The sequence below is a fragment of the Streptomyces sp. NPDC001393 genome (assembly GCF_053597455.1).
The window spans coordinates 203,661-228,329 of record NZ_JBSFIH010000008.1 but is presented as its reverse complement, the minus strand read 5'-3'; the positions used below and the strand labels follow the sequence as shown (position 1 = coordinate 228,329).

Here is a 24,669-nt window from a genome sequence, read left to right as displayed (position 1 = left end):
AGACCTACGACGTCCTCGCCGTCGAGCTGTCCAGCTACCAGCTGCACTGGGCGCCCTCGCTGCGGGCGCACTCGGCCAGACCACCCAAGGACCATCCCCCACTCGTCCGAAGGATGCCCATGCGCCTCGTCGTCCCCGTCCCTCCATCCGCCCCCGCTCCGGCGCCGTACGCCGACCCGTCCTGGACCCGCACCCGTCCCAAGCCCGGCTCCCAGGAACAGGCCCGCTGACGCCGCACCCGCCCCACCACCCGGCTGCTTCACTCCCCCGTCCCAAAACCACCCCCACCCACACCCCACCCGCCCCCGAACCCCGGTACATTCGCCGCCGGTGCGGGTCGTCCGCATCCGTCGGGGCTCGGCGTCCGCACGGGTTCCCTGGTCGTGGCGCGGGCCGTTCCTTCGGGGGTGTGCATGGTCTGGTCGGTGATCCGCCGGAGGCGGGCCGCCACGGCCGGGCTGCCCGTGCCCGGGCGGTGCGGGCCCGAGGCCGCCCGGCATGTCCTGGCCACCGAGCGGCTGTTGCTGTTCACGCCCCGGACCCGGCTCGACGTGGCGGCGGCCCTCGCCGCCTGCGCCGATGCCGAGGCGCAGCGCTGGCTCGGCACCCAGGCGGACGAGGTCGTGCCCGACCCCGGCACCCGGAGGGCCCTGCTGGCCTGGCGCCCGGCCGGCGACGACGGCCGCCGGGTGCCCCGGAAGCTGGCCCAGCCGTACGCACCCGGCCCGGACGATCCCCTGCTGCTCGTCTGCGTGCGCAGGTCGGACCTCGGCTATGCCGGTGCCCTCGAACTGGAGCACCGCACCGGCGAGATGGGCGGCTGGCTGGCGCCGGCCTGCCGCGGCCAGGGCCTGGGCGCGGAGCTGTTCCGCGCGGGCGCCGCCCTTGCCCACGCCCACGCCGGACTGAGCACCGTCCGGGCGGGCGCCGAGCCCGGGAACACCGCGAGCCGACGGGCCCTGGCCCGGGCCGGCTTCGTCCCGGCCGAGGGGCCGGCCCGGCACACGCTGCCCGACGGCCGTGTGGTCGAGGCCGTCTGGCACCGCCACGACAGCGCGGCGGCCTCCCGCTGCCGCTGACGACCACCGGACCACACGATCACCGACCACCAGACCACCTGACCACCCCCCACCCTTCACGGAGAGCCCACGTGACAGACACCGGATTCAGCCCGGAGTGGATCGACACCGGCAAGCCGCACTCCGCGCGGATGTACGACTGGTTCCTGGACGGCAAGGACCACTACGTCGTCGACGCCGAGGCCGCTAGCAAGGTGCTGGAGTTCTTCCCGGACGCCAAGGACTCGGCCTGGGCCAACCGCGAGTTCATGCACCGGGCCGCCCGCTTCGTCGCCCGCCAGGGCGTGGACCAGTTCCTGGACGTGGGCACCGGCATCCCCACCGAGCCGAACCTGCACCAGGTCGTCCAGGCGGTCACCCCGAGCGCCCGGGTGGTGTACGTCGACAACGACCCGATCGTGCTGCGACACGCCGAGGCTCTGCTCAAGGGCACGCCCGAGGGCCGTACCGCCTATCTGCACGCCGATGTCCGCGAGCCGGAGCGGATCGTGGAGTACGCCCGGGAACATCTCGACCTCGGCCGGCCCGTGGGCCTGTCGCTGATCGCGCTGCTGCCCTTCGTGACCGACGAGCAGGACCCGCACCGTGTCGTCCGCACCCTGCTGGAGCCGCTGCCGTCGGGCAGCTATCTGATGCTGTCCCACGGCGGCACGGAACTGTTCGACCCAGAGGTGTGGGAGCGGATAAACGCCGTGTACCGGTCCGGGGGCACCTCGGTGCGGTTGCGGTCGTACGCCGACGTGGTCCGGTTCTTCGATGGTCTGGAGCTCGCCGAGCCAGGTGTCGTGGAGGTCACCCAGTGGCACCCGGAGCCGGACATGCGGGTCCGCGTCGAGCAGCCGGTGTACGTGGGGGTGGCCCGCAAGCCCTGACCGCCTGCGCGCCGCTCGCCCCGACGGCGGCGGATCGGGCGGGGCCAGGACCCGCCTGCCGCCCGTGCGCGGGTTCAGTCCCGGGCCGCGCCGGATCGTGCGTGGGCGGCCAACGCCTCGGCGGCGGTGCGGAGTTGCTCGGCCGCCGTGGTACAGGCGGCGGCCTGCTGCTCCAGGGTGGGACGGCTCCACTCGGGCGCCGCCGGGCAGCCGCTCAGCCTGGCCGCGGTGGCGAGCAGCTGCCGGGCGTAGCCGTCCATGAGGTCGGCGTCGGCCCGCAAGGTGCCGACATGTGCGCGGAGTTCGTCGGCCGAGGCCGTGATCGCCCGGGGCGACTCGGTCACCATGGCGGCTCCCACTCGACTGGGGATGAGGACGGGGGCTTCAGCGCGGCAGGACGGCGCCGGCGCTGCGGTGCAGCATGAACTGGGGGCAGTGCAGCACGAACCGGGGCCGGGCCCGGTCGATGCCGAGCCGGCGCAGCTGTCCGGCGAAGGGTTCGGCCGCCGCGGTGTGCAGCCGCAGCCGCACGCCCGTGCCGGGGTGCAGCCGCGGCCTGCCGTGGGCCCGGACCAGGGTGCGTACGGTGCTCTCGGCCCGGCGGCCGTAGAGGATCCAGTCGGCCTCCGGGCAGCGGATGCCCGGTCCGAGCCGGCCCCGCACGGTGAGGCCGAGGTCCCCGGACCGGACGCCGATCCGCGGGCCCATCAGGTCGGCCTCGGCGGTCGTCCGCATCGCGGGCTGGCCCCAGATCTCCTGGGCGACGACGCGGGCCTCGTCGCTGGTGACGGCGAGGGAGAGGACGTAACGGCCCGTGCGGCGCAGGTCGATGCGGCGCAGCAGGTCCGCGGCGACGTCGTACGGGCGCGGTCGCCACAGGTCGTCGACCAGGACGGACAGGGCGATCTCGGTGTGCGGGCCGATCGTGGAGCAGCGGTGCTCGTAGAGCGACAGCACGGCGAGGGCCCGTCGGCCCAGCCGGCACGGGGTCAGCCAGGTGACGCCGGGCAGCAGGCGGCGCGCCGCGTCGGGGCAGACGGCGAAGCAGAGGTGGGCGGCGGAGGAGTCGTAGTAGCGCACCGGCACGTCGACCGGGCCGGCCGTGGTGGGGATCGAGGCGGTCGGCAGGGTGAGGAACGGGTAGCCGTCGGGCGGGTGGGCGCTGTCCTTGAGCTGGTAGGCCTGGGTGCGCACGATCGGGCCGCGGTACGGCGTGAGTGCCGCGTCGACGTCCTCGCGGGCCTCGGGGATGACCGTGCGCAGGTGCTCGATGTACTCGCGCAGCATGTGGCACAGCGGGAACTCGTGGGTGGGTCCGGCGTAGTCGACCGCGTACCAGTGCGGGTGCGGGTCGAACACGGAGCCCGCGTCCCGGCCGTCCGGGGCGGGCACGATGTCGTGCTGGTTGGTGATGCTCGCGACCCAGGTGCGCGGGTCGGCGGGCTTCTTGTCGGCCACCGGTGAGCCGACGGCGACGATGTGGGTGACCCGGTAGGTGCGGCAGAACTCCTCGTCCTGGGCGAGGTTCATCAGCGCGATCCCGCCCTCGCCGTGCCCGATCAGCGCGAGCTCTGCGCCGCGCGGGATGCCGTAGTCCGCCAGGGCGAGCAGGACCGAGCGGGTGTGGGGCGAATCGGTCAGGAACAGGTTGCGCCAGGCACCGACGAAGTCCTGCGAGGAGTCGTTGCGCGGCCGGCCCGGTGCCATGCCGGGTGCCTGGACGACATAGCGGACGACACCGTCGGGACCGCGCACGTTCTGCACGAGGATCCGCCCGTCGGTCGACAGCACGTCGATGTTGCGCAGGAACCCGAGGAACGAGCCCTCGGTGGCGATGAACTGCTTCTCCTGGTCCGTGAGGTCGACGGCCTCGGCCGCGCCCCGGTCCGTGTCCGCGCGGTGCGGGGCGCTGATCCCGTGCCGCGGATCGTGCAGCGGACCGGCGGAGGGCCCGGTGGACGGCCGGGCGAGCGGCCCGGCGGCCGGCTCACGCCCCGACGCGAGCGCCCGGCCGGTCTCGTCGTGCTCGGGGTCCTCGCCCAACAGGGTGCGGATGGCGACCAGTTCGGCCCTCAGCGGTACCAGCCCGGACAGGGACCGCTGGGCGCCCTGGTCCCGGAACAGCGCGCGCAGCGCCCGTACGGCCGCCAGGTCGCGGTCGGCGGTGACGGCCTCCAGCAGCCGGCGCATGCCCGGGTCGCGGCGGAGCTCGGGGTGGTCCACCAGCACGGCGGCGATCCGCAGACGCAGGGAGGTGAGGGCGACCAGCGCGGCCAGGCTCTCCCGGCCCAGCACCGCACCGGCCACACCGAGCACCTGGCCCATGCCCTTCGGCGCGCCGTTCACCGAGCCGCCGAGGCCCTGTCCGTTGGTCAGGGCGCGCAGCAGCGCCCACTGGGCGGCGAAGCCGGTGCGGGGACGGCGGCGCGCGGAGGCGCTCAGGGGCGGCGCGAACAGCGCGGTGCCGGTGCGTGCGGACACCGCGCGGATGCCCTCGGCGACGTCCACCACGTCCCGTGCGCACCGGCGCAGCAGCTCTCCGGCGTCCTGACCGTCCGGCGCGGGCCGTCCGGGCGCGTGGCGGTCCGCTCGCATCCGACGCTCCCTCGTTCGACGACGTACGACGACACATGACAGGGTTCAGCCACGCCGGGGGGCGCAACCCCGGTCCCATCGTCGGCCAGGAACACCGTGGCCGCACCTTCATCCGTCCAGGCAGCGGACGCCCGCCGGGCCCGGAGCAGGGCGGAGCGGTCCAGGCCACTGGTGCCTCACCTGGCGCTCACGCCCCGGGCATCAAGCCCGCCGCGATCGTGGCCCCGAGTTCCCAGCACGCCTCCGTGTCGGCCTTGCCGGGCTCGCCGGTGACCGTCACCGCGGCGGCGGCGCGGCGCCAGCCGAGGCCGGTGGTGACGGCCTCGATGGCGCGGACGGCGCCGGTGACGTCACTGCCGCCGTGGACGTAGTAGCCGAAGGGCCGGCCCCGTGTCTCGTCCAGGCAGGGGTAGTAGATCTGGTCGAAGAAATGCTTCAGCGCGCCGGACATGTATCCCAGGTTCGCCGGTGTGCCGAGCAGATAGCCGTCGGCCGCCAGGACGTCGGAGGCGGTCGCGGACAGCGCGGCGCGGCGGACGACGCGGACGCCCTCGATCTCCGGTGTCGTGGCGCCGGAGACGACGGCCTCGAACAGGGTTTGGCAGTTGGGCGACGGGGTGTGATGGACGATCAGCAAGGTAGGCACACCCCGCACCCTGCCGTGCCCCCTCGGCGCCTCGCAAACGGCGGGCGTGGCGGGCCGCGCGGCGGGGTAGGGGCTGTGCACGGGGAGCGACGGGGAGGGGCTGCCGTGACGGGCGTGGACGCACTCGGGGCCGGGCTCCGCCCGGAGGGGCTGCCGGCCGGCTACCGGTGGCGGCCGGCCACCACCGCCGATGCGGACGCGGTCCACCGCCTGGTCGCCGCGTACGAACGCGAGGTGCACGGCCGCGCCGAGACCGCGGCCGACCGGATCACCGCCGAGCTCACACTGCCCGGCCTGCGGCCGGAGCACGACACGCTGCTCGTGTACGACGCCACGGGTGCGCCGGCCTGATACGGCTGGGTGAAGGGGCAGCGGGCCAGGGTTCATGTGCACCCCGGTCACCGGGGCCGGGGCCTCGGCGGTGCGCTGCTCGCCTGGAGCGAGACCAGGGCCCGGCGAGCGGACGGCGACCGGCTCGCTCAGACGGTCCCCGACGCCGACCGCGCCGCGACCGCGCTCCTGCTGGCCGGTGGATACTCCCGGCTGGTCACCGAGTGGCTGCTGGAGATCGCGCTGCCACGCGAACCGGAGGAACCGGATCCGCCCGCGGGCATCGCCGTACGACCGTTCCGGCACGGCGACGAACAGGCCGCGTACCAGCTCACCGAGGACGCGTTCGACGAGTGGCAGCCACGGCGGAAGAGCCACGCGGAATGGGCGCGGCAGACGGTCGAGCGCGGCACGTTCCGGCCGGCGGCGTCACCGCTGGCCTTCGCCGACGGCCAGCTGGTCGGTGCCGTGCTGTCACTGGACGTTCCGGGCCACGAGGGATACGTCGCGCGCGTCGCGGTGCGACGCGACCACCGCGGCCGGGGCATCGCCCGCACCCTGCTGCGCGAGGCGTTCCACACCTTCCACCGTCTCGGCAGGCCGGCCTGCACCCTGCGGACGCACTCCGGCACCGGCGCGCTCTCCCTGTACGAGAGCCTGGGCATGACGGTCCGGAGCAGCTCCACGGTCTACGGCAAACCGCTCGCGGGTGCGCGAGGTCGGCGCACGGTGACGGGAAGAGCGTCTCTGCAAGCTCCTGCGCGCGACGACGTGGGGCGCGGCCGTCAGTAGCGGAGGCGCCTGGCCCGCAGCAGCATGATCAGACCCGACAGGGCGAGCAGCATGCCGAGCGCGGCCGGCCACAGGTGCGCGCCGGTCTCCGCGAGTGCGCCCTGCTGCACGCCCTGCGGCTGGGGCTGCGCGGGGGCCGGCGGGGCGGATCCGGCGTCGGTGGGCCGGGCAGATGGGGACTGAGCGGGTGCGGAGTGAGCAGGTGCGGCCTTGGCCGGTGCCGAATGGGCGGGTGCGGACGTGGGCGTGGGCGGCGCCGGCTCGGTGGGCTCGCCCTGCTTGCCGGTGCGGTGCCGGGCGGTGCTGTGGTGCTGCCCGGGAGTGTCGGTCGGTGCGGTGGTACGGGCCGGTGCGGTGGTGCGGGCCGGTGTCGTCGTCGCGTCGGTCCTCGGTGCCTCGCTGGTCCGTGCGGCCGAGGGGGTCGGAGCGTAGGTGGCCGTGGAGGTGGCGGTGGCGCCGGGCAGCTCCGTCGTACCGGAGCCCGGGGCGGCCGTCACACCGGAGCCGGAACTCGCCGTGGGCGACGCCGTCGTACCCGAAGTGTCGCCGTCGGGGCCGCAGGTGCGGCCGGAGTTGATGCAGTCGACCATCTGCCGCATCAGGTCCTCGTCGAAGACGTTGATGAAGTCACCGTGGTCGGTGACGGGTTTGTGGAGTTGCTCGGGGAAGGAGTCGACCGCGAAGAGCGGGACCGTACGGCCGCCGTCCTGGAGGCTCGGCGCCTTGACGTCGTAGACGATGCGCTCCTCCAGCTGCGGAATGGCGCGGAAGCCGGCCGGGCAGGAGCCGTCGGGGGCGGTGAAGGCCACGTGGGTGCGGTGGTTGGCGCTGTCGATGTTGCGGCCGTCCCAGCAGCTCTGGAACCGGAAGGTGCGCACCACGTCGCTGCCCGGCGGGCACAGCGGGTACTTGTCCTTCAGCTGCCGGTCCTCGTGACCGGTGCAGCTCCAGGACGCGTTGGCGTTGCCGGGCCCGTTGACGAAGGCCTTGGCGTCGCCGGTGATGATGCGCAGGAACCGCGGCATGGCGGTGACCTTGCCGCGCGGGTTGCCCGTGAAGGTCAGCGTGACCCGCGCGGGTGTGACGATCTGGCCCGCGTTGCCCTCCGTGCCACCGCCCGGGGATCCGGCATCCCGTTCCTGTGTGCCGTTCTGCAGGCGCAGCACCGGCCAGTAATAGGTGGACCGGTCGCCCTGGTCCGCGCAACTCGTGCCGGCCTTCGCCAGGTCGTCGTCGCTCGCGAAGGCGTTGTTGCCCTGGTTGCCGACGTAGTCGTGGAAGTGGTGGGCGCCGTTGGACACGCCGGGGGCGACGATGACGTTGTCGGAGTTGAACAGGCCGTTCGCGTTGACACCGCAGTCGGAGGCGAAGCTGCCGCGCGAGGCGTCGGCCTGCTGCGGCGGGTTCGGTGCAGCGGGCGGTACGGAGGTGATGTCCGCGTAGTCGGAGGCGACGGGCCCGTTGCCGCCCTGGCCCGCGCCGCTCGGCCGGGCACCCGAGGTCGGGGTGGCGGTGAGCAGGGCGCCGTCGCCCGCGCCGTCGCCGCCGGGGCGCAGGGTGCAGGCGGCCAGGGCGTCCAGGCCCTGCGGGCGCTCCCCCGCCCGGTCGATGGCGTCGGTGATCCGGCCGATCGCCGCGGCCCGCTGTTCCTTGAGCGGGTTCATGATCGTGTCGTCGACCGAGCCGGCGTCCTGCCCACCGGCCTGCCCGGACTGCTGGAGCTGCTGATAGGCCTCGGCCGTCTGCCGGTCGAGCAGGGCGAGTTCACGGTCCACGTCGGGACGGGCGGCGTCCGGTACGGCGGTCAGCCGGCTGCCGATGTCAGGGCAGTCGATGGTCGCCATGCCGGCGGACAACACATGTCCGGTTCCGTTCACTCCGGATCCGTCGCCCCAGCCTTCGGTCGCCGAGGCGTAGACGTTGGCCGCGAGGAGGCCGCCTCCGCCCAGCATCAGGGCGATCGCTGCGAAGGTCGCGCGTCGTGCGCCGGTCGGGCGTCTGCGCTTGTTGCGTGCCACGGTCGTCCCCTGTGTGGTGTGTGCGCCGGTCGGGCATGGAGCTCCCCGGCCCCATACGGAGGGCGACACCGATGTGTTCAACCGGATCGCGGATTCACCGGGATCTCACAGGAAAATGCGGAACTCGCCTCTTCCCTTTCGAACGGCAACACGAACATCACAAATACGTATCGGACATTTCACGCCTCAACCTTCACACGAGGTACACACGTTGGCTAGGTTGACGCGAGGCCGCCCGGCCCTCGACGTGCCGGACGCAACGGCCCAACTGCCCTACGGGGCAAGGAAGGAGCGTGTCTTCCATGGCGCCGGAGAGCCGCGACGCGGTTGCGCGGGACGAGGTTCGGCAGCGGATCGACTCCCTCTACGACCAGGCCGAGAACGCGACCGGGAACTACAACGCGACCCGGGCCATGGCCTCGGTGACGCGCTCACGAGGCGTCCCCCTGACCAAGCGCTCGGCGCGGCGGCCCGATCCCGCTCTTGACGAGATCGCCCGGCAGTGGTTCGACGGGGCACGCGCCAAGCTCGGCCCGACCGTCCCCGCCGTGCTGCCCGCCGACCGGCTGCCCGACCGCCCGGCGGCGGGGCGCTCCCGCGGCCGTACGGGCGGCGCACCGGACGCCCTCGGCGTGGGCCCCTCCGCTCGACGGGCGGAGGCCCTGGAGCGTGCCGCCGCCCGCACGGTGGCCGAGCTGACGGCCGGCCGGGCGACGGATCCGGAGAGTCTGGCCCTGGCCGCGCGGCAGAGCGGACGCGCGGCACTGCCCGGGCCGCGACGCCCTGAACTGCCGGGCGCGGTCGCAGAGTTGCCCGCCCTCGACGGAACAGGGACGGACGGCGCGGGCCCGGCGGGCCTGGCACTGCCGGGCGCGTCAGCCCTGGTGACGGCCAACACGCTGGGGGTACCGGCCGGTCTTGATCCGGTGGGGCCCGCCGGCCTCGGACCGGTGGAACCGACCGGTCTCGGTCCGGTGTCTCCGGCTGGGCTCGCTACTGCGTCACCCGCCGGCGCCGGTCCCGCCGAAACCGCCGTCCTCCCGGTGGTCGCCCCGCCCGGCGCACCGGGCACCCCGGTCCAGGAACCGAGGACACTGCCCGGCCCCAACGCGCCCGGCCGTCCCTCCCCCGCCACCTCCAAGGCGAACAACCAGCGCAAGCTGGCCGCAGCGAGCGACGTGGTCACCCGGTACACCGCCCGACTGACCACGGCCGCCGCAGCCGCTCAAGCCGCGCCCATGCCGGGGACACCGCCGGAGCACAGTGCGGTCGCGGTGCCTGAGTACGCTGAGTACGGTGCGGTAGCACCGGCGGACTACATGGCGGTCGCACCGCCGGCGTCGGTTACGGCCACTCCATCCGCGCCCGTGACAGCCGCGCCGGTTACGGCCGTACCGCCCGCGGCGCCCGTCCAGCCCCCCTTCCCGGACCCCGCAATGAGCCAGTGGCAGCAGCCACAATGGGCGACCCCCGGAGCGACGGCGACCGCGATGCCGACCGTGGACGCCCCACCCACCCCCACCCCGGCCCCCGCGGCCGACCCCGCTGCCCTCACCACCCACCCCGAGTCGCCCCGCGCCGCGCGGGCCGCCAAGGCCATCGCGTTCGCCCGGGCGCAGATCGGGAAGCCGTGCGTGTGGGGGGCGACCGGGCCGGACTCGTACGACTGCGGTGGCCTCACCCAGGCCGCCTGGAGGGCCGCTGGGGTCCCGCTGCCGCGGGCCGCGTACCACCAGGCGCTCGCCGGTCCGCCGGTCACCCTCGCCGGGATCGAGCCCGGCGATCTGGTCCTCTTCTTCGACGACGACCGACACGTCGGCCTCCATGTCGGCGGCGGCATGATGGTGCACGCGCCGGGTCCGGGCTCGTCGATACGCGAGGAGTCGATCTACGGCGCCGGGGAGTCGGCGATCCACCGGATCGTGCGGCCCGCATGAGCGGTCCGTGGGCGGGGACGCCCGGGACCGGGGTCAGCCGCGGCGCCGCCGTGCGCGCCGGCTGTCGTAGTGGTCGAGCAGGGTCTCCTCCAACGGGCGGTAGGTCAGGCCCAGTTCGTGGATGCTGCGGCTGACACTGGGCCATAGGGTGACGCTGGCCATAAGACGACGCTGGAGATGTCATAAGATCCACTTATGAGGTCATAGACTGGACCCGCGTACCAACTTAGGTGTGCCTTAGTTTAGGCTTCCCGATCGAGTCGCCCATTCACGCTCGAAGGGAACCTGATCATGCCGCGCCCCCTGCGGGTAGCCATCGTCGGAGCCGGCCCCGCCGGGATCTACGCCGCCGACGCCCTGCTCAAGTCCGAGGTGGCCGCCGACCCCGGCGTCTCCATCGACCTCTTCGAGCGGATGCCCGCCCCGTTCGGCCTGATCCGGTACGGCGTCGCCCCCGACCACCCGCGCATCAAGGGCATCATCACCGCCCTGCACCAGGTCCTCGACAAGCCGCAGATCCGTCTGTTCGGCAACGTCGACTACCCGACCGACATCAGCCTGGACGACCTGCGCGCCTTCTACGACGCGGTGATCTTCTCCACCGGCGCGATGGCCGACCGCGACCTGCCGATCCCCGGCACAGCCCTGGACGGCTCCTACGGCGCCGCCGACTTCGTCTCGTGGTACGACGGCCACCCGGACGTCTCCCGCACCTGGCCCCTGGACGCCGAGAAGGTCGCCGTACTCGGCGTCGGCAACGTCGCCCTGGACGTGGCCCGCATCCTCGCCAAGACGGCCGACGAACTGCTGCCGACCGAGATCCCGCCGAACGTCTACGACGGCCTGAAGGCCAACAAGGCCGTGGAGATCCACGTCTTCGGCCGGCGTGGGCCCGCCCAGGCCAAGTTCAGCCCGATGGAGCTGCGCGAGCTGGACCACTCGCCGAACATCGAGGTCGTCGTCGACCCCGAGGACATCGACTACGACGAGGGCTCGATCGAGACCCGGCGCGGCAACAAGCAGGCCGACATGGTCGCCAAGACCCTGGAGAACTGGGCGATCCGGGACGTCGGCGACCGGCCGCACAAGCTGTTCCTGCACTTCTTCGAGTCCCCCGCGGAGATCCTCGGCGCGGACGGCAGGGTCGTGGGCCTGCGCACCGAGCGCACCGCCCTCGACGGCACCGGCAATGTCAAGGGCACCGGCGAGTTCAAGGACTGGGACGTCACCGCGGTCTACCGCGCGGTCGGCTACCTCTCCGAGAAGCTGCCCAAGCTGCCCTGGGACATCGACTCGGGCACGATCCCGGACGAGGGCGGCCGGGTCATCGAGGAGGGCGGCACGCATCTGCAGTCCACCTACGTCACCGGCTGGATCCGGCGCGGCCCCGTCGGCCTCATCGGCCACACGAAGGGCGACGCCAACGAGACCGTCGCCAACCTGCTCGACGACTACGCGAACGGCCGGCTGCACACCCCGGCCTCGCCCGCCCCGGAGGCGGTGGACGCGTTCCTCGCCGAGCGCGAGGTCCGCTTCACCACCTGGGAGGGCTGGTACAAGCTGGACGCCGCCGAGCGCGCCCTGGGCGAGCCGCAGGGCCGTGAGCGCGTGAAGATCGTCGAGCGCGAGGACATGCTCCGGGAGAGCGGGGCGTAAGCCCGGGACTCCGCAAGGCAGCCAGGGGCCGGCGCCGAGGCACCGGCCCCTCGGCGTGTCGCGCAGGCACGCCGTACCACGCCGGGCACGGACCCGCCCGCCAGTGTCGGCCCGCCGGTGTCGGCGGCGGGCACGGCCTCCGACCCCGTCCCCGCGTGAGCGAAAGCCCCGCCCGCGTCCCCGCGTGAGCGAAAACCCCGCCCACGCGGGCCCGTTGCCGCCCGCCACTGCGGGACGGCACCCGTGTCTGGCCGGGTACGAAACCGCGAGCGACTCAGCGTGCCGCGAGTTCGCGGCGGCCGGACACCGCCAGGAGCACGGTGAGCAGGGCGAGCGCGGCCGTCTGGGCGAGGCCGCCGCCGGTGTACGTGCCGTCCCCGGGCACCCGGAGCCACGGGTAGACGGCGGCGACACGCGCGGCCAGCAGGAGCAGGCCGAGCGCGGCGAGGGCGAGGGCGCCGCCGGGCGCGGCGCTCGCCCCGCGACGGGCGCTCCACAGCAGCCGGCCCAGGGCACCGACGACGAAGCAGTTGGCGGGTCCCCACACCAGGTCGTCGGCGGTGGGCACGAACACCAGGGACGCGCCCGTCACCACGCACGTCGCCATGAGGACCAGACCGGGGGTGCCGGCGGGCAGCCGGGCCGGGGGTGCGTCGCGGTGGTGGGCGGCGCACAGGGCGAGGGCGGGCAGCCACGCGAGAAGCGCCAGCGTCACGACGAACGCCGGCTCCGCGATGACCGTCGCCCCCGTCAGCGATCGGACCAGCGGCCACAGGGTGGGCACCGCGGCCACCAGGGCGCCGATACGGGCGAGGCGACGGCGGTCGTAGAGGAGGGCGAAGAAGGCGACGGTCCAGCCGAGCGGCAGGATCCACCGGGCGACGGCGACGGTCGCGGCGAGGAGCCCGTGGTCGGTGAAGTCCGCCAGGAACAGCCGCCGTTCCGCGCCGCCCCGGGTGAACCACCAGGTCAGCTGCAGGACCGGTTCGACGATCGCGGAGGCGGCCAGGAGCAGGACGGCGGCCAGCGCGAAGAGCCGTGCGCCCGATCCGAGCAGGACGTAGCGCCGGGGCGCCCCGGCGGCGCCGAGCCGGCTGCGCACCGCCAGGGCGGCGATGCTCGCCACCTCGCCGAGCGTGGGCCGGCTCTGGTCCTGGGTGTCGCGGTCGAGGTCCTCCAGGTACGTCTCGACCATCTCCTCCTCCCGCTCCCGCCGGTAGTAGGCGGGGAGCAGGCGCAGCACGGTGCGGTAGCGGGCCTCCAGCAGCGTGGTCATGCGTAGCCTCCCGCGAGTCCGGGTGCGGAGGGGGGTTCGAGCCCGGCAGGGGCCGCGGGGCGGGCGCCGGCGCGGCGGCCCTCGGCGATGCGCCGCTTGGCCGCCCCGGCACCGGCGGCCATCCGCCCGGCCTCCGCGTCCAGGGCGGCCACGCCGTCGTCGGTGAGCCGGTAGTAGCGCCGCAGCCGGCCCTGCTGGACCTCTTCCCGGTCCAGCACGATCAGCCCGTCCGCGGTGAGCCGGTCCAGCACCCCGTACAGCGTGCCGACCCGCAACTGCACCTCGCCGTCGGACAGTTCCGCCACCTCCTGCAGGATGCCGTAGCCGTGCCGAGGCTGGTCGGCGAGCGCCGTGAGGACGAAGAACGCCGCCCGGGTCATGCTCTTCGCTGTCATGCGACCATGATATATCGGCTCCCGATATATATCGAGCGTTGTCACCGATGTCCCCCAGCAGCGAGAACGGGGCCCGCCCCTAAGCGGATGGATGGGCGGGCCCCGTTCGCCGGACCATTGTGGAGGGCGTACGGGGAGGCGAACACGTGTGAACGACGGCCGCCCGACGCGTGCCCCGCGCGCCCCGGGTGTACGCCGCGCGTCCCGTGCGCGGGGGCGTGCGGTCGCCGCCACGCGCCGCCCGAGGGCCCCGGACGACGTACTGGCCCGCCGAGCGGTGATACTGGGAGCCACACCCGCCCCCATCAGCAGATTGGCTCATGTCGAACTCCACCACCGACCGCGCCAACGTCCCGCAGACCCTGTGGGCGGCCCGTGGCCGCCACACCGGTCCCGCCCCCGAGGAGATCGTCCGTCGCACGCTGCGCCGGCACAAGGAGAGCGGTGACATCGACGACTTCACGGAACCCCCCGTGCCCGGGGATCCGGCCCGGCGTGTGTTCGAGGCGCGCTGGCGGGTCGCCGGCACGGTGACCGTGCGGGCCCGGCTCGCCCTCATGGCGCCGGAGGGGCGGCGCCCGGGGCACGAGTGGCGGCTCGTCGCGGAGGCGGAGCGCCCGTGGGACGAGACGTGGCCCTCGCCGGCGACGCTGTTCTGGCCCGAGGGCGCCGTGGGCGAGGACGGCTCCTGGGACCACCACGCCACGGTGCCCGGACTGCGCCTGCGGCAGGTCAACGCGCTGCCCGCGGACGACAAGGAGATGCGGCGCAGGCTGCGGGACGCGGCGGGCGAGGCGTGGTGCCTCAATGTCGTCGTGCACGAGGCGATGACCCCGGACGAGCAGGGCAAACTGCCACTGGCCCGGCTGCTGCCCCCGGGTCTCAGGCACCGGGTGGTGGAGCACCGGGCCGCGCCGCACCAGTTCCGTGCCGTCAACTGGGCGCTGAAGGACCTCGGCGTCGAGGTGCCGCGCGGCGGCGCGGTGCTGCTGCCCCCGGACCCGGCTCCGGCGGGCTACGACGGCGGCGGGCACACCGTCCGCAGCGTCTTCCTGGACGGTTCCGAGCCCGCCGAACTCTTCGCGGCCCTGCGGCACTTCGCCGCCCTGCCCCGGCCGCTGCCGCGGGAGGTCGAGGAGGCGCTGACCGACCTGAGGGACCACTGGACCCTGATGACCCTGCAGGAGGAGCTGGAGCGGGAACGGCGGCTGGCCGCCCGGTACGCCGAGGCGCTGGAGGCGATGACCAGGTCCCGTGACCTGTACAAGGAGGCCGCCGAGCAGGCCCTGGAGGCGCTGGCGGCCTACCGTGACGTCCCCGGGCCCGCCCTTCCGCCGCAGCGGCCCGCGTCCCGGACACCGGGTGCGCTGCACCAGCTGACCCGGACGTTCGAGCGGCTGAGGTTCACGGCCAAGGGCCGGGGCCAGTCGACGCCCACCCCGCAGGACCCGGCGGCGGGCCCGGCGAACGGCCCGGCGCACGACATGCCGGACGCACCGGCGACGGCCGAGCCCGCCGCGGCGAACGGCGGCACGGAGGCCGCCGAGGGCACGGACCGGTCGTCGTAGGGATGGATTCCACCACTGCCCTGCTGGTGATCGGCGCCGCCGTCGCGGCGGTGCTGCTCGCCGTCGCCCTCGCTGTGCTGGTACGGCTGGTGCGCGCCCGGCGCGCGCTGCGGCGGGCCGGGCTGCCGACGGGCCCGCGCTGGGTGTTCTGGGGCGCGGTGGCCTATCTGCTGCTCCCCACCGACCTGTTGCCCGACCCCGTCTACCTGGACGACATCGCCGTCCTGCTGCTCGCGCTGCGCAGCCTGCGCGCCGCCCGGCCGCTGCCGCCCGGTCCGGCCGAGCCCTGAACGGCCGCCGCCGGCCCCATCATGGAGCGATGCAGACCGAGTTCACCGGTATACCCGGTACGCCGAAGGCCCCCGACGTGGCCGTGGTCGTCGATGTCATGCGGGCGTTCACCGTGGCCGCCTGGGCGTTCCGGCGCGGTACCGAGCGGATCGTCTTCGCCGGTACGCAGCAGGAGGCCCTGGAGCTGAAGGCCCGTCACCCGGGCTGGCTCGCCTTCCAGGACGGCGAGCCGGTGCCCGGGTTCGACCTGGCCAACTCACCCGCGATGCTGCGTTCGCTGGACGTGCGGGGCCGTACGGTCGTGCAGAAGACCACCGCCGGGACGGCCGGGGCGCTCGCCGTGGCGGACGCCGGGCTGCTGCTGTGCGCGAGCTTCGTGGTGGCCGGCGCGACCGCCGAGGTGCTGCGCCGGGCGCGGCCGCAGACCGTGACCTTCGTCGTCACCGGGGACGGCGGCCGGGCCGAGGAGGATCTCGCCTGCGCCGAGTACATCGCGGACCGCGTCCGCGCCGCCGACACGGATCCCGCCCCCTACCTCGAACGGGCCCGGCGCTCCGACGGCGCCGCGCGGCTCACCGACGGCGTGCGGCGCGGGTGGGCCGGCGTCCATCCCGAGGACATGACGATGTGCCTGGAGGCGGACACCTTCCCGTTCGCCATGGCGGCCGCCCGGGTCGCCGGTCATCTGGAGCTGCGTCCGGTGGCGGCAGCGACCCCGGAGCCAGGCCGAGCGCAAGGGTGACACCGAGCACGCCGTCGCCGTGACGAGCCGAACCCCGGCGAGGCCCCCTGGGACCGGCATCGGGAGCGGACGGGAGCGAAACGCGCCGCCGACCGACGTGAAGGCAGCGGCGGACGATACCCCCGCCCCCGGCGGAACGCCGCCCTCCGCGCCCGGCTGCTGGCTCCCTCCTCGTTTTCCCGCTCCTCCCACGTGCATCGCACGGTCCTCCGGGCGCATTCTTGCTGTGTCATCCACCCGCAGCCGCACGGGACGAGGTAGGGGCGATGACTGGGAGCGGTGGCGAGCAGGCGGTCCGTACGCGGGCCCGGCTGGCCGCGCTGCTCGCCGACACCTCGACCGGCGCGCTCGGTGCGGCCGGCGGCCGGGTGGCGGCCGTGTATCTGCGCTCCGGCACCCCGGGCCTGCTGCGCCTGGCGGCGCTCGCGGGGCTGCCCGGCCCGCTGTTCCGGCCCTGGTGGCGCCTGCACGTCCATCGCCCCTTCCCCGTCGCCGACGCCTACCGCCTCGGCGTACCCGTGGTGCTGGCGAACGCCGCCGAGACGGTGCGCCGGTATCCGCAGTTCGCGGCCGGCCTGCCCTTCCCGTTCGGGTCGGTGCACGTGCCGGTGCCGGGCGGGAGCGAGCCGCTGGGGGTGCTCACGGTGCTGCGCCCGGCGGTGACGGACACCGCGGACGAGCTGCTGGACCGCGAGCTGCTCGACCGGCTCGCCGAAGGCCTGGGCGCCGAGTTGCTGGGGCTCGCCGACGGCGACCCGGGCAGGGTGATCTGGGACGGCGAGCCCCTGTGCGTTCGGCCGCCCGCGACCCGGCCCGCGCAGGCCGCCGTGGCGCGGTTCGGCTGGGATCCCGTGACCCGCGCCGTCCGCGCGGACGACCGGCTGCACGCCCTTCTCGGGCTGTCCCCCGGTGACTTCGAGGGCACCGACAGGGCGCTCGCCGACGCGCTGGCTCCGCACGACGCGCACCTGGTCCTGGCCGCGCTGCGCGACGCCGCCACCGGGAAACCGCCCGCCGCACCGCTGAGCCTGCGGGCGCCGGACGGCACGCCGCGGCTGCTGGACGTCTGGCCGACCGCCGAGGGCGGGGCCACGGAGCAGGTGGGCGGCGTGGTGATCGCCCCCGGGCCCGCCACCTGCGCGGACGGCGCGGCCGACCTGCTGCCGCAGGGCGTGTTCTGCCTGGACCGGCTGGGGCTGATCGTGTACGCCAACGGGGCCGCGGCCCGGCTCGCCGGCCGGGACCGGGAGTGGCTGCTCGGCCGTCCCCTGTGGGAGGCGATGCCGTGGCTGGCCGGTGCGCCGTACGACGACCATCTGCGCGGTGCGCTGCTGTCCCCGGATCCGGTGCACTTCCATGTGCGCCGCCCGGTCGGGGGAGACGGCGAGCCCGGTGCCGACGACTGGCTCGCCGTCTCGGTGCATTGCGGCGAGGACCTGCTGACCTGCACGCTCGTCCCGGCCAGCCGCATGGACGCACCGGTCGGGCCGGCCGTGGAGGAGCACGTGCTGGAGGACACGGTGGCGGCGGGCGGCGCGATGGCGCCGCTGTACCGGCCGATCGCCCTGGCCATCGCGCTGACGGACGCGGTGACCGCCCGGCAGGTGTCGGCGGTGGTGGTGCGCGAACTGCTGCCCGCATTCGGCGGCGGGTGCCTCGCCATCTACCTGCTCCAGGAACGGCACTTCTATCTCGCCTGGGAGAGCGGCTTCCCGAAGGGGTTCCTCGATCCGTTCGAGGGCGTCGGCCTCGACGCCCGGCTGCCGGGCGTGGAGTGCCTGACCACGGGCCGGCCGCTGTTCTTCGAGTCCATGCAGCAGATGGCGGCCGCGTATCCGGGCATGCCGCTGGACGCCGACGAGGGCGCCCGGGCCTTCCTGCCGCTGATCGCCTCCGGCCGGCCGGTCGGCTCGTGCATCCTCGGCTTCGACCGCTCGCGCGGCTTCAGCACCGAGGAGCGCACGGTGCTCACCGCGCTCGCCGGGCTGATCGCGCACGCCATGGAGCGGGCGCAGCGCTACGACAGCGAGGCGGCCCTGGCCCGCGGCCTGCAGCAGGCGCTGCTGCCCCGCCGGCTGTCGGTGCATCCGCAGGTGGAGACGGCGGGCAGGTATCTGCCGGGTACGCAGGGCATGGACGTGGGCGGCGACTGGTACGACGTGGTCGAGGCGGGCGACGGGCTGGCCCTGGTGATCGGCGATGTGCAGGGGCACGGGGTGCAGGCCGCGGCCACCATGGGGCAGCTGCGCAGTGCCGTGCGCGCGTTCGCGCTGGGCGACCGGCCGCCCGACGAGGTGCTGAGCGGCACCAACCACCTGCTGATCGACCTCGACCCGGGTCAGTTCGCCAGCTGCTGCTATCTGCGGCTGGACCCCGCCACCGGCCGTGCCCGGATCGCCCGGGCGGGACATCCGCCGCCGCTGCTGCGCTCCCCCGACGGACGGACCCGGCTGCTGGACATCCCGGGCGATGTCGTCCTGGGGGTGGATCCGCAGGCCCGCTACCCGGTGGCCGAACTGCTGCTGGAGCCGGACGCGATCCTCGCCCTGTACACGGACGGGCTGGTGGAGCGGCCGGGCGCGGACATCGACGACGGTATCGAGGCGCTGCGGCTGGCGCTCGCCAGGGCGGGGGCCGCCGCCGGGCGCCGGGCCGGGCGGTCCCTGACCGGGGTCGCCGACCGGCTCACGGCCGAGGCCCGGCACGCCACCAACCGCCCCGACGACGTCGCGCTACTGCTCGCCGCCCGCCGTTCGGCTCCCGTACGCCACCGGTGAGCGCATGGCGGTGCACCGATCGGCCGCAGTCACCCGGGTGACGGTCTCGCCGCAGCGGGCCCGGCAGTGTAGACATGGGCACATGGTGCGACTGTCCGGCCGGAGCGCGACTCGGCGGCCCCGTCCTTCCGAGTCCCCGCGCGCATCGGCGGGCCCCGGGCCGCGGGGTCCGGGCGGGAACGGCGGCAGGCCCGGGGCCCTGCGGTCGGTGGTGACCGGGCGCAGCGTCGCCGGACAGGTGTTCGTCCTCCAAGTGGTGATCGTGCTGCTGCTGGTCGTCTCGGCGGTGGTGGCGCAGGTGCTCCAGGTGCGGCGCGACACGGATCTGGAGGCCCAGAACCGTTCCATCGCCGTCGCTCAGTCGTTCGCGAACGCGCCGGGCACCGCGGCCGCGCTGCGCACTGCGGACCCGACGGCGATCCTCCAGCCGAAGGCAGAGGCCACGCGCAAGGCAACCGGTGTGGACTTCGTCGTCGTGATGAACACCGACGGCATCCGCTACACGCACCCCAAACCCGACCGCATCGGCAAGAAGTTCGTCGGCACCATCGGCCCGGCGGTGGCCGGGGGCACGGTGGTCGAGCACGTCAACGGCACGATAGGTCCGCTGGTCCAGGTCGTGGTGCCGGTGAAGGATCCGTCCGGCAAGGTGGTGGGCCTGGTGTCGTCGGGCATCACCACCGCGCACGTGGGCGGGGCCGCCAACCAGCAGCTGCCCCTGCTGCTCGCGGCGGCAGCGGCGGCGCTCGCGCTGGCCACCGCGGGCACGGCCCTGGTCAGCAGACGGCTGCTGCGCCAGACCCACGGCCTCGGGCCGCACGAGATGACCCGGATGTACGAGCACCACGACGCGGTGCTGCACGCGGTCCGGGAGGGTGTGCTGATCGTCGGCGACGGTGGCCGGCTGCTGCTCGCCAACGACGAGGCGCAGCGGCTGCTGGACCTGCCGCAGGACGCCGAGCGGCGCAGCGTGCTGGAGCTGGGCCTGGACGACGAGACGGCGGCGCTGCTGGCCTCGGGCCGGGTGGCCACGGACGAGGTGCACCTGGTCAAGGACCGGCTGCTGGCGATCAACCAGCGGCCCACCGATGTGCGCGGCGGCCCGGCCGGCAGTGTCACCACGCTGCGCGACTCCACCGAGCTGCGCGCCCTGTCGGGCCGGGCGGAGGTGGCGCGCGAGCGGCTGAACATGCTGTACGACGCCGGGGTGGGCATCGGCACCAGCCTGGACGTGGCCCGTACCGCCGAGGAACTGGCCGGGCTGGCGGTGCCCCGGTTCGCGGACTTCGCGACCGTGGACTTGTTCGACGCCGTCCTGCACGGCGAGGAGCCCAAGCCGGGCACCGCGCTGCGCCGCGCCGCCTGCGCCGGCGTCCGCAAGGACTCCCCGCTGTACCCGGTGGGCGAGCGGATCCGGTTCGTGGCCACCTCGCCGCAGGCGCGCAGCCTGACCACCGGGCAGTCGGTCCTGGTGCCCGTCCTGCGCGAGGCGTCGGGCTGGCGCGCGCAGCACCCGGAACGCACCGGCCAGGTCCTGGAGTACGGCATCCACTCGCTGATCACCGTGCCGCTCAGGGCGGGCAACCTGGTGCTGGGCGTGGCGAACTTCTGGCGTTCGGAGAAGCCGCAGCCGTTCGACTCCGAGGAGCTGGCGCTCGCCGAGGAGCTGGTCGCGCGGGCGGCGGTGTCCATCGACAACGCCCGCCGGTACACGCGTGAACACAGCATGGCAGTCACTCTCCAGCGCAGTCTGCTGCCGCGCTCGCTGCCGGAGCAGGGCGCGCTGGAGATCGCCTACCGCTATCTGCCCGCGCAGGCCGGGGTGGGCGGCGACTGGTTCGACGTGCTGCCGCTGTCCGGGGGCCGGGTGGCGCTGGTGGTGGGGGACGTGGTGGGGCACGGGCTGCACGCGGCGGCCACCATGGGCCGGCTGCGCACGGCGGTGCACAACTTCTCCGCGCTGGATCTGCCGCCCGACGAACTCCTCGGCCTGCTGGACGAGTTGGTGGGTCGGATCGACCAGGACGAGACCGCCGCGGACGGCTCCGCGGCGATCGCCGGCGCGACCTGCCTGTACGCGGTGTACGACCCCGTGTCGCGGCGGTGCAGCATCGCCCGGGCCGGCCATCCGCCGCCCGCGCTGGTGCCGCCGGAGGGCGGCGTGGAGTTCCCGGAGGTGCCAGCCGGACCGCCGCTGGGTCTGGGCGGGCTGCCGTTCGAGACGGCCGAACTGGAGCTGGCGGAGGGCAGCCGGCTGGTGCTGTACACCGACGGGCTGGTGGAGGACCGGGAACGGGACATCGACGTCGGTCTCGAGCTGCTGAGCGACGCCCTGCGGGGCACGCCGGACGGCTCGCCGGAGGAGACCTGCCGCGCCGTGCTGGACCGGCTGCCGGCCCGGCCCAGCGACGACGTCGCGCTGATCGTCGCCCGGACCCGGGTGCTGGGCGGCGACCGGGTCGCCGAGTGGCAGGTGCCGTCCGACCCGGCGGCGGTGTCCGAGGTGCGGTCCGCGGTGACCCGGCGGCTCGCCGACTGGGACCTGGAGGAGCTGGGCTTCACCACGGAGCTGATCCTGAGCGAGCTGGTCACCAACGCCATCCGCTACGGGCGCGGTCCGATCGGGGTACGGCTGCTGCGCGACCGCACGCTGATCTGCGAGGTGTCCGACACCAGCACGACCTCGCCGCATCTGCGGTATGCGGCGACCACGGACGAGGGCGGCCGGGGCCTGTTCCTGGTCGCACAGCTCGCCGAGCGCTGGGGCACCCGCTACACCCCCCACGGCAAGATCATCTGGGCGGAGCAGTCACTGCCCTGACCTTGGTCCTGCCTCCTAGGTCCTGTCGTCACATTCCCGCCGTCCGCCCGGAGGGCGGGAATGTGACGACAGGGCCTAGCGGTGGCCTAGCGGTCGGTCCGGGGACGGCGAGGGCCCGGCGGGTGACGACGCTCGGTTCGCCGCGTTCGCCGGGGCCGTGCGAGGCACCTGGCTGCGCGGCGACCGGGCGCGCGTGCGGTCCGCCGGGCCCGTCGCGACTTCCCGGTTCGCCCGAGCGGGGGCGGCCCTCAGGCGCTCAGCCGCTCAGCCGCTCGCGCAGGAGCTGCTTGCCCATCTCGGCGCCCTTGCGGCTGTCCGCCTGAGCCTTGTGGAACAGGTCGATCAGCTCGCGGTCGTTGTCGCGTTCGGCGTCGTGGATGTACGTCTCCAGGCGGAGGGCGTTGTCCAGGCACGCCTCGACGTACCAGATGAGGTCGTAGTTCTTGTCGCGCGTACCGGTGATGCCACCTGTCTCAGTGGAGCTGGTCATACGGGGTCTCCTCCTTCTTCCGACCCTGCGTCGTTCTCCTTCCGGAGACCTCCGGGTACCCGCACGACCTGCGGACACACCGCCCCGACGGTCAGCCGAGGGCGCGGTCCAGATTGAACGCGGCGCTGATCAGGGACAGGTGCGTGAACGCCTGCGGGAAGTTCCCCTGTTGCTCGCCGGTACGGCCGATCTCCTCGGCGTACAGGCCGAGGTGGTTGGCGTACGTGAGCATCTTCTCGAAGGCCAGCCGGGCATCGTCGAGCCGGCCGGCCCGCACCAGCGCCTCGACGTACCAGAAGGAGCAGATCGAGAAGGTGCCCTCGTCGCCGCGCAGTCCGTCGGGGCTGGCCTGTGGGTCGTAGCGGTAGACGAGGGAGTCGGAGACCAGGTCCTCGGTGAGGGCGTCCAGGGTGGACAGCCACTTGGGGTCGGTGGGTGCGACGAACTTGGCGAGCGGCATCATCAGCAGCGAGGCGTCCAGCACGTCGCCGCCCTCGTACTGCACGAAGGCGCCGCGCCGCTCGGACCAGCCGCGGTCCATGATGCGCCGGTAGATCGCGTCGCGGGCCTGCCGCCAGCGGGGCAGCTCGGCGGGCAGGCCGCGGTGGTTGGCGAGGCGGATGGCCCGCTCGATGGCCACCCAGCACATCAGCCGCGAGTACAGGAAGTTCTTCCGGCCGCCGCGGGTCTCCCAGACGCCCTCGTCGGGCTGGTCCCAGTGGGCGCACACCCAGTCGACCAGCTTGCACACGTCGTCCCACTGGCCGCTGGAGATCGGCTGCGCCCACTTGTCGTACAGGTAGATCGAGTCGATCAGGGCCCCGTATATGTCCAGCTGGAGCTGGTCCGCGGCGGCGTTGCCGACCCGGACCGGGGCGGAGCCCAGATGGCCCTCCAGGTGCGGCAGATCGCGCTCGGGCAGGTCGGGGCGGCCGTCGATGCCGTACATGATCTGCAGCGGCGGCGCCGAGCTGTCAGTGTCGCAGGGGCTGACGTGCGTGGTCAGGAAGCGCATGAAGGCCTCGGCCTCCCCGGCGAAACCGAGCCGCAGCAGCGCGTACACGGCGAAGGCGGCGTCCCGCACCCACACGTACCGGTAGTCCCAGTTGCGCTCGCCGCCCACCTGCTCGGGCAGGCTGGTGGTGGGGGCGGCGACGATGGCTCCGGTGGGCGCGTAGGTCAGCAGCTTCAGGGTCAGGGCGGAGCGGTGCACCATCTCGCGCCAGCGGCCCCGGTAGCGGGACTGGTGCAGCCAGCGCCGCCAGTAGGCGACCGTGGCGTTGAACTGGTGCTCGGCCTCGGCGTGGGCGCAGCCGCGGGGGGCCACCGCGTCGCCCACCTGGTCGAGGGCGAACACCGCCGACTCCCCCTCGCCGAGCTTGAAGTCGGCGCGCGCGTCCCGGTCGTCGCACTCCAGGTCGACCGTGGAGATCAGTGCCAGGGACCGCTCGGCGGACTCGAAGACGACGGTGCCGCCGGTGGTGCGCAGGGTGTGTGGGGCCGCGCCGTAGTCGAACCGGGGGGCGACCAGCACCCGGAACGGGACGGTGCCGCGCACGCAGACCACGCGCCGGATCAGCCGGTGCCGGCCCGCCTCGCCCTCGCCGGCCGCGGTGTCGGAGGTGACCGGCATGAAGTCCTGCACCTCACCGACGCCGTCCTCGGTGAAGAACCGGGTGATCAGTACGTTGGTGTCGGGGAAGTAGAACTGCTTGGTGCGCGCGGGTACGGCGGCGGCCAGCTCGAAGCAGCCGCCGCGCTCGGCGTCGAGGATGGCCGCGAACACGCTGGGGGCGTCGAAGGACGGACAGCAGTACCAGTCGATCGTGCCGTTTGTGCCGACCAGGGCCACACTGCGCAGGTCGCCGATGAGTCCGTGCTCGGCGATGGGCAGGTAGCGGGGACGGGTCCGGCCGTCCTCGGGAATCGGGGTCTCGGCCATCTGCGGCCTCCCGGTGAGCGGTGCGAGGTGTTTTCCAGCTTAGGAGCGTGTGCTCTCGGGTGGCGTGGGAAGGCGCTGCGGGGAATGGTGAGAGTGTGCCCCGTTCGGCGGCACCGGCACGGATGCGGTCATCCGGACCGAGGAGGAGGCATCATGTCGACGATCACACCCGACGAATCCCGGTCGTCCGACGACCACTGCACCCCGGACGCCCTGCTCCACTCCGCTCCCTCCAGGGATGTCACCCCGGAGGACCTGGTGATGGCGGCGGGCAGGGACGTCACACCGAAGAACCTCGACTGGGCACGGCGCAAGATGGAGAAGGAGGGCCCGACAGCCATCGAGAGGCTGATGCCGTAGGGCGGTCCGGGGAAGCAGGGGGCTACGTTTCAACGGGGGCAGAACGGCCGTCCCCAGGGGCGCGGGGCGCGAGCGGTCACAG

22 protein-coding genes are annotated in these 24,669 nt (G+C 74.0%); 13 read left to right on the top strand and 9 right to left on the bottom strand.

Annotated elements, in window-relative coordinates; genetic code table 11:
- The 3 genes from ACWC2T_RS12925 to ACWC2T_RS12915 all read left to right on the top strand — a co-directional run.
- Positions 1-230: hypothetical protein (locus ACWC2T_RS12925; protein ID WP_450670413.1), on the top strand; the 230-nt coding region annotated here is incomplete at its 5' end.
- Positions 231-425: 195 nt separating this feature from the next.
- Positions 426-1,079, top strand: a complete 654-nt coding sequence (locus ACWC2T_RS12920; protein ID WP_450670393.1) for a GNAT family N-acetyltransferase — start codon at positions 426-428, stop codon at positions 1,077-1,079.
- Positions 1,080-1,150: 71 nt separating this feature from the next.
- Positions 1,151-1,951 carry an SAM-dependent methyltransferase gene (locus ACWC2T_RS12915; protein ID WP_450670392.1) on the top strand — a complete coding sequence of 267 codons (801 nt, stop codon included), beginning with the start codon at positions 1,151-1,153 and terminating at the stop codon, positions 1,949-1,951.
- A gap of 74 nt (positions 1,952-2,025) precedes the next feature.
- On the opposite strand, the gene ACWC2T_RS12910 is transcribed toward ACWC2T_RS12915, so the two are convergent.
- From ACWC2T_RS12910 to ACWC2T_RS12900, 3 genes are all read right to left on the bottom strand, one after another.
- Positions 2,026-2,298 carry a hypothetical protein gene (locus ACWC2T_RS12910; protein ID WP_450670391.1) on the bottom strand — a complete coding sequence of 91 codons (273 nt, stop codon included), beginning with the start codon at positions 2,296-2,298 and terminating at the stop codon, positions 2,026-2,028.
- 37 nt (positions 2,299-2,335) lie between these two features.
- Positions 2,336-4,546: a hypothetical protein gene (locus ACWC2T_RS12905; RefSeq protein ID WP_450670390.1), complete on the bottom strand. Its 2,211-nt coding sequence runs from the start codon at positions 4,544-4,546 to the stop codon at positions 2,336-2,338.
- A 187-nt stretch (positions 4,547-4,733) separates the two neighbouring features.
- On the bottom strand, positions 4,734-5,192 hold the full coding sequence (locus ACWC2T_RS12900) for a flavodoxin family protein (protein ID WP_450670389.1): 459 nt from the start codon (positions 5,190-5,192) through the stop codon (positions 4,734-4,736).
- Between the two features lie 105 nt (positions 5,193-5,297).
- Between ACWC2T_RS12900 and ACWC2T_RS12895 the strand changes: the two genes are divergently transcribed.
- Together ACWC2T_RS12895 and ACWC2T_RS12890 are read left to right on the top strand one after the other, a co-directional pair.
- The gene (locus tag ACWC2T_RS12895; protein WP_450670388.1) at positions 5,298-5,543 is read left to right on the top strand and encodes a hypothetical protein; all 246 of its coding nucleotides are present in this window, start codon (positions 5,298-5,300) and stop codon (positions 5,541-5,543) included.
- Between the two features lie 36 nt (positions 5,544-5,579).
- On the top strand, positions 5,580-6,314 hold the full coding sequence (locus tag ACWC2T_RS12890; protein WP_450670387.1) for a GNAT family N-acetyltransferase: 735 nt from the start codon (positions 5,580-5,582) through the stop codon (positions 6,312-6,314).
- Here ACWC2T_RS12890 and ACWC2T_RS12885 read toward each other — a convergent pair.
- Complete coding sequence (locus tag ACWC2T_RS12885; RefSeq protein WP_450670411.1) at positions 6,308-8,266, bottom strand: DUF1996 domain-containing protein; 1,959 nt, start codon at positions 8,264-8,266, stop codon at positions 6,308-6,310. The genes ACWC2T_RS12890 and ACWC2T_RS12885 overlap by 7 nt on opposite strands.
- Before the next feature lie 368 nt (positions 8,267-8,634).
- Here ACWC2T_RS12885 and ACWC2T_RS12880 point away from each other — a divergent pair, with 368 nt between their 5' ends.
- Entirely contained in the window at positions 8,635-10,269 is a 1,635-nt protein-coding gene (locus ACWC2T_RS12880; protein ID WP_450670386.1) for an NlpC/P60 family protein, read from the top strand.
- 33 nt (positions 10,270-10,302) lie between these two features.
- On the opposite strand, the gene ACWC2T_RS12875 is transcribed toward ACWC2T_RS12880, so the two are convergent.
- Positions 10,303-10,431, bottom strand: a complete 129-nt coding sequence (locus ACWC2T_RS12875; protein WP_450670385.1) for a hypothetical protein — start codon at positions 10,429-10,431, stop codon at positions 10,303-10,305.
- Between the two features lie 129 nt (positions 10,432-10,560).
- On the opposite strand from ACWC2T_RS12875, the gene ACWC2T_RS12870 reads away from it, so the two are divergent.
- Entirely contained in the window at positions 10,561-11,925 is a 1,365-nt protein-coding gene (locus ACWC2T_RS12870) for an FAD-dependent oxidoreductase (RefSeq protein WP_450670384.1), read from the top strand.
- 274 nt (positions 11,926-12,199) lie between these two features.
- Here ACWC2T_RS12870 and ACWC2T_RS12865 read toward each other — a convergent pair whose 3' ends face one another.
- Both ACWC2T_RS12865 and ACWC2T_RS12860 read right to left on the bottom strand, forming a co-directional pair.
- Positions 12,200-13,201 (bottom strand): hypothetical protein, encoded by a 1,002-nt coding sequence (locus ACWC2T_RS12865; RefSeq protein WP_450670383.1) that lies wholly within the window; start codon positions 13,199-13,201, stop codon positions 12,200-12,202.
- On the bottom strand, positions 13,198-13,581 hold the full coding sequence (locus tag ACWC2T_RS12860; RefSeq protein ID WP_450670410.1) for a PadR family transcriptional regulator: 384 nt from the start codon (positions 13,579-13,581) through the stop codon (positions 13,198-13,200). Before ACWC2T_RS12860 ends, ACWC2T_RS12865 begins: the two co-directional genes overlap by 4 nt.
- Before the next feature lie 335 nt (positions 13,582-13,916).
- Between ACWC2T_RS12860 and ACWC2T_RS12855 the strand changes: the two genes are divergently transcribed.
- The 5 genes from ACWC2T_RS12855 (at position 13,917) to ACWC2T_RS12835 (ending at position 21,795) form a co-directional block, all read left to right on the top strand.
- Entirely contained in the window at positions 13,917-15,164 is a 1,248-nt protein-coding gene (locus ACWC2T_RS12855) for a hypothetical protein (RefSeq protein ID WP_450670382.1), read from the top strand.
- 2 nt (positions 15,165-15,166) lie between these two features.
- Positions 15,167-15,454, top strand: coding sequence for a DUF1232 domain-containing protein (locus tag ACWC2T_RS12850; protein ID WP_450670381.1), 288 nt, complete (start codon positions 15,167-15,169; stop codon positions 15,452-15,454).
- Positions 15,455-15,483: 29 nt separating this feature from the next.
- Positions 15,484-16,197, top strand: a complete 714-nt coding sequence (locus ACWC2T_RS12845; protein ID WP_450670380.1) for a 2-phosphosulfolactate phosphatase — start codon at positions 15,484-15,486, stop codon at positions 16,195-16,197.
- Between the two features lie 266 nt (positions 16,198-16,463).
- Entirely contained in the window at positions 16,464-18,974 is a 2,511-nt protein-coding gene (locus tag ACWC2T_RS12840) for a SpoIIE family protein phosphatase (RefSeq protein WP_450670379.1), read from the top strand.
- Between the two features lie 82 nt (positions 18,975-19,056).
- Positions 19,057-21,795: a SpoIIE family protein phosphatase gene (locus ACWC2T_RS12835; RefSeq protein WP_450670378.1), complete on the top strand. Its 2,739-nt coding sequence runs from the start codon at positions 19,057-19,059 to the stop codon at positions 21,793-21,795.
- 256 nt (positions 21,796-22,051) lie between these two features.
- Here ACWC2T_RS12835 and ACWC2T_RS12830 read toward each other — a convergent pair whose 3' ends face one another.
- A complete protein-coding gene (locus ACWC2T_RS12830; RefSeq protein ID WP_450670377.1) occupies positions 22,052-22,285 on the bottom strand; it encodes a hypothetical protein in 234 nt (77 codons plus the stop codon).
- Between the two features lie 91 nt (positions 22,286-22,376).
- On the bottom strand, positions 22,377-24,227 hold the full coding sequence (locus tag ACWC2T_RS12825; RefSeq protein ID WP_450670376.1) for a glycoside hydrolase family 15 protein: 1,851 nt from the start codon (positions 24,225-24,227) through the stop codon (positions 22,377-22,379).
- Positions 24,228-24,380: 153 nt separating this feature from the next.
- Here ACWC2T_RS12825 and ACWC2T_RS12820 point away from each other — a divergent pair, with 153 nt between their 5' ends.
- Positions 24,381-24,587, top strand: coding sequence for a hypothetical protein (locus ACWC2T_RS12820; protein ID WP_388625588.1), 207 nt, complete (start codon positions 24,381-24,383; stop codon positions 24,585-24,587).
- Positions 24,588-24,669: the final 82 nt, after the last annotated feature.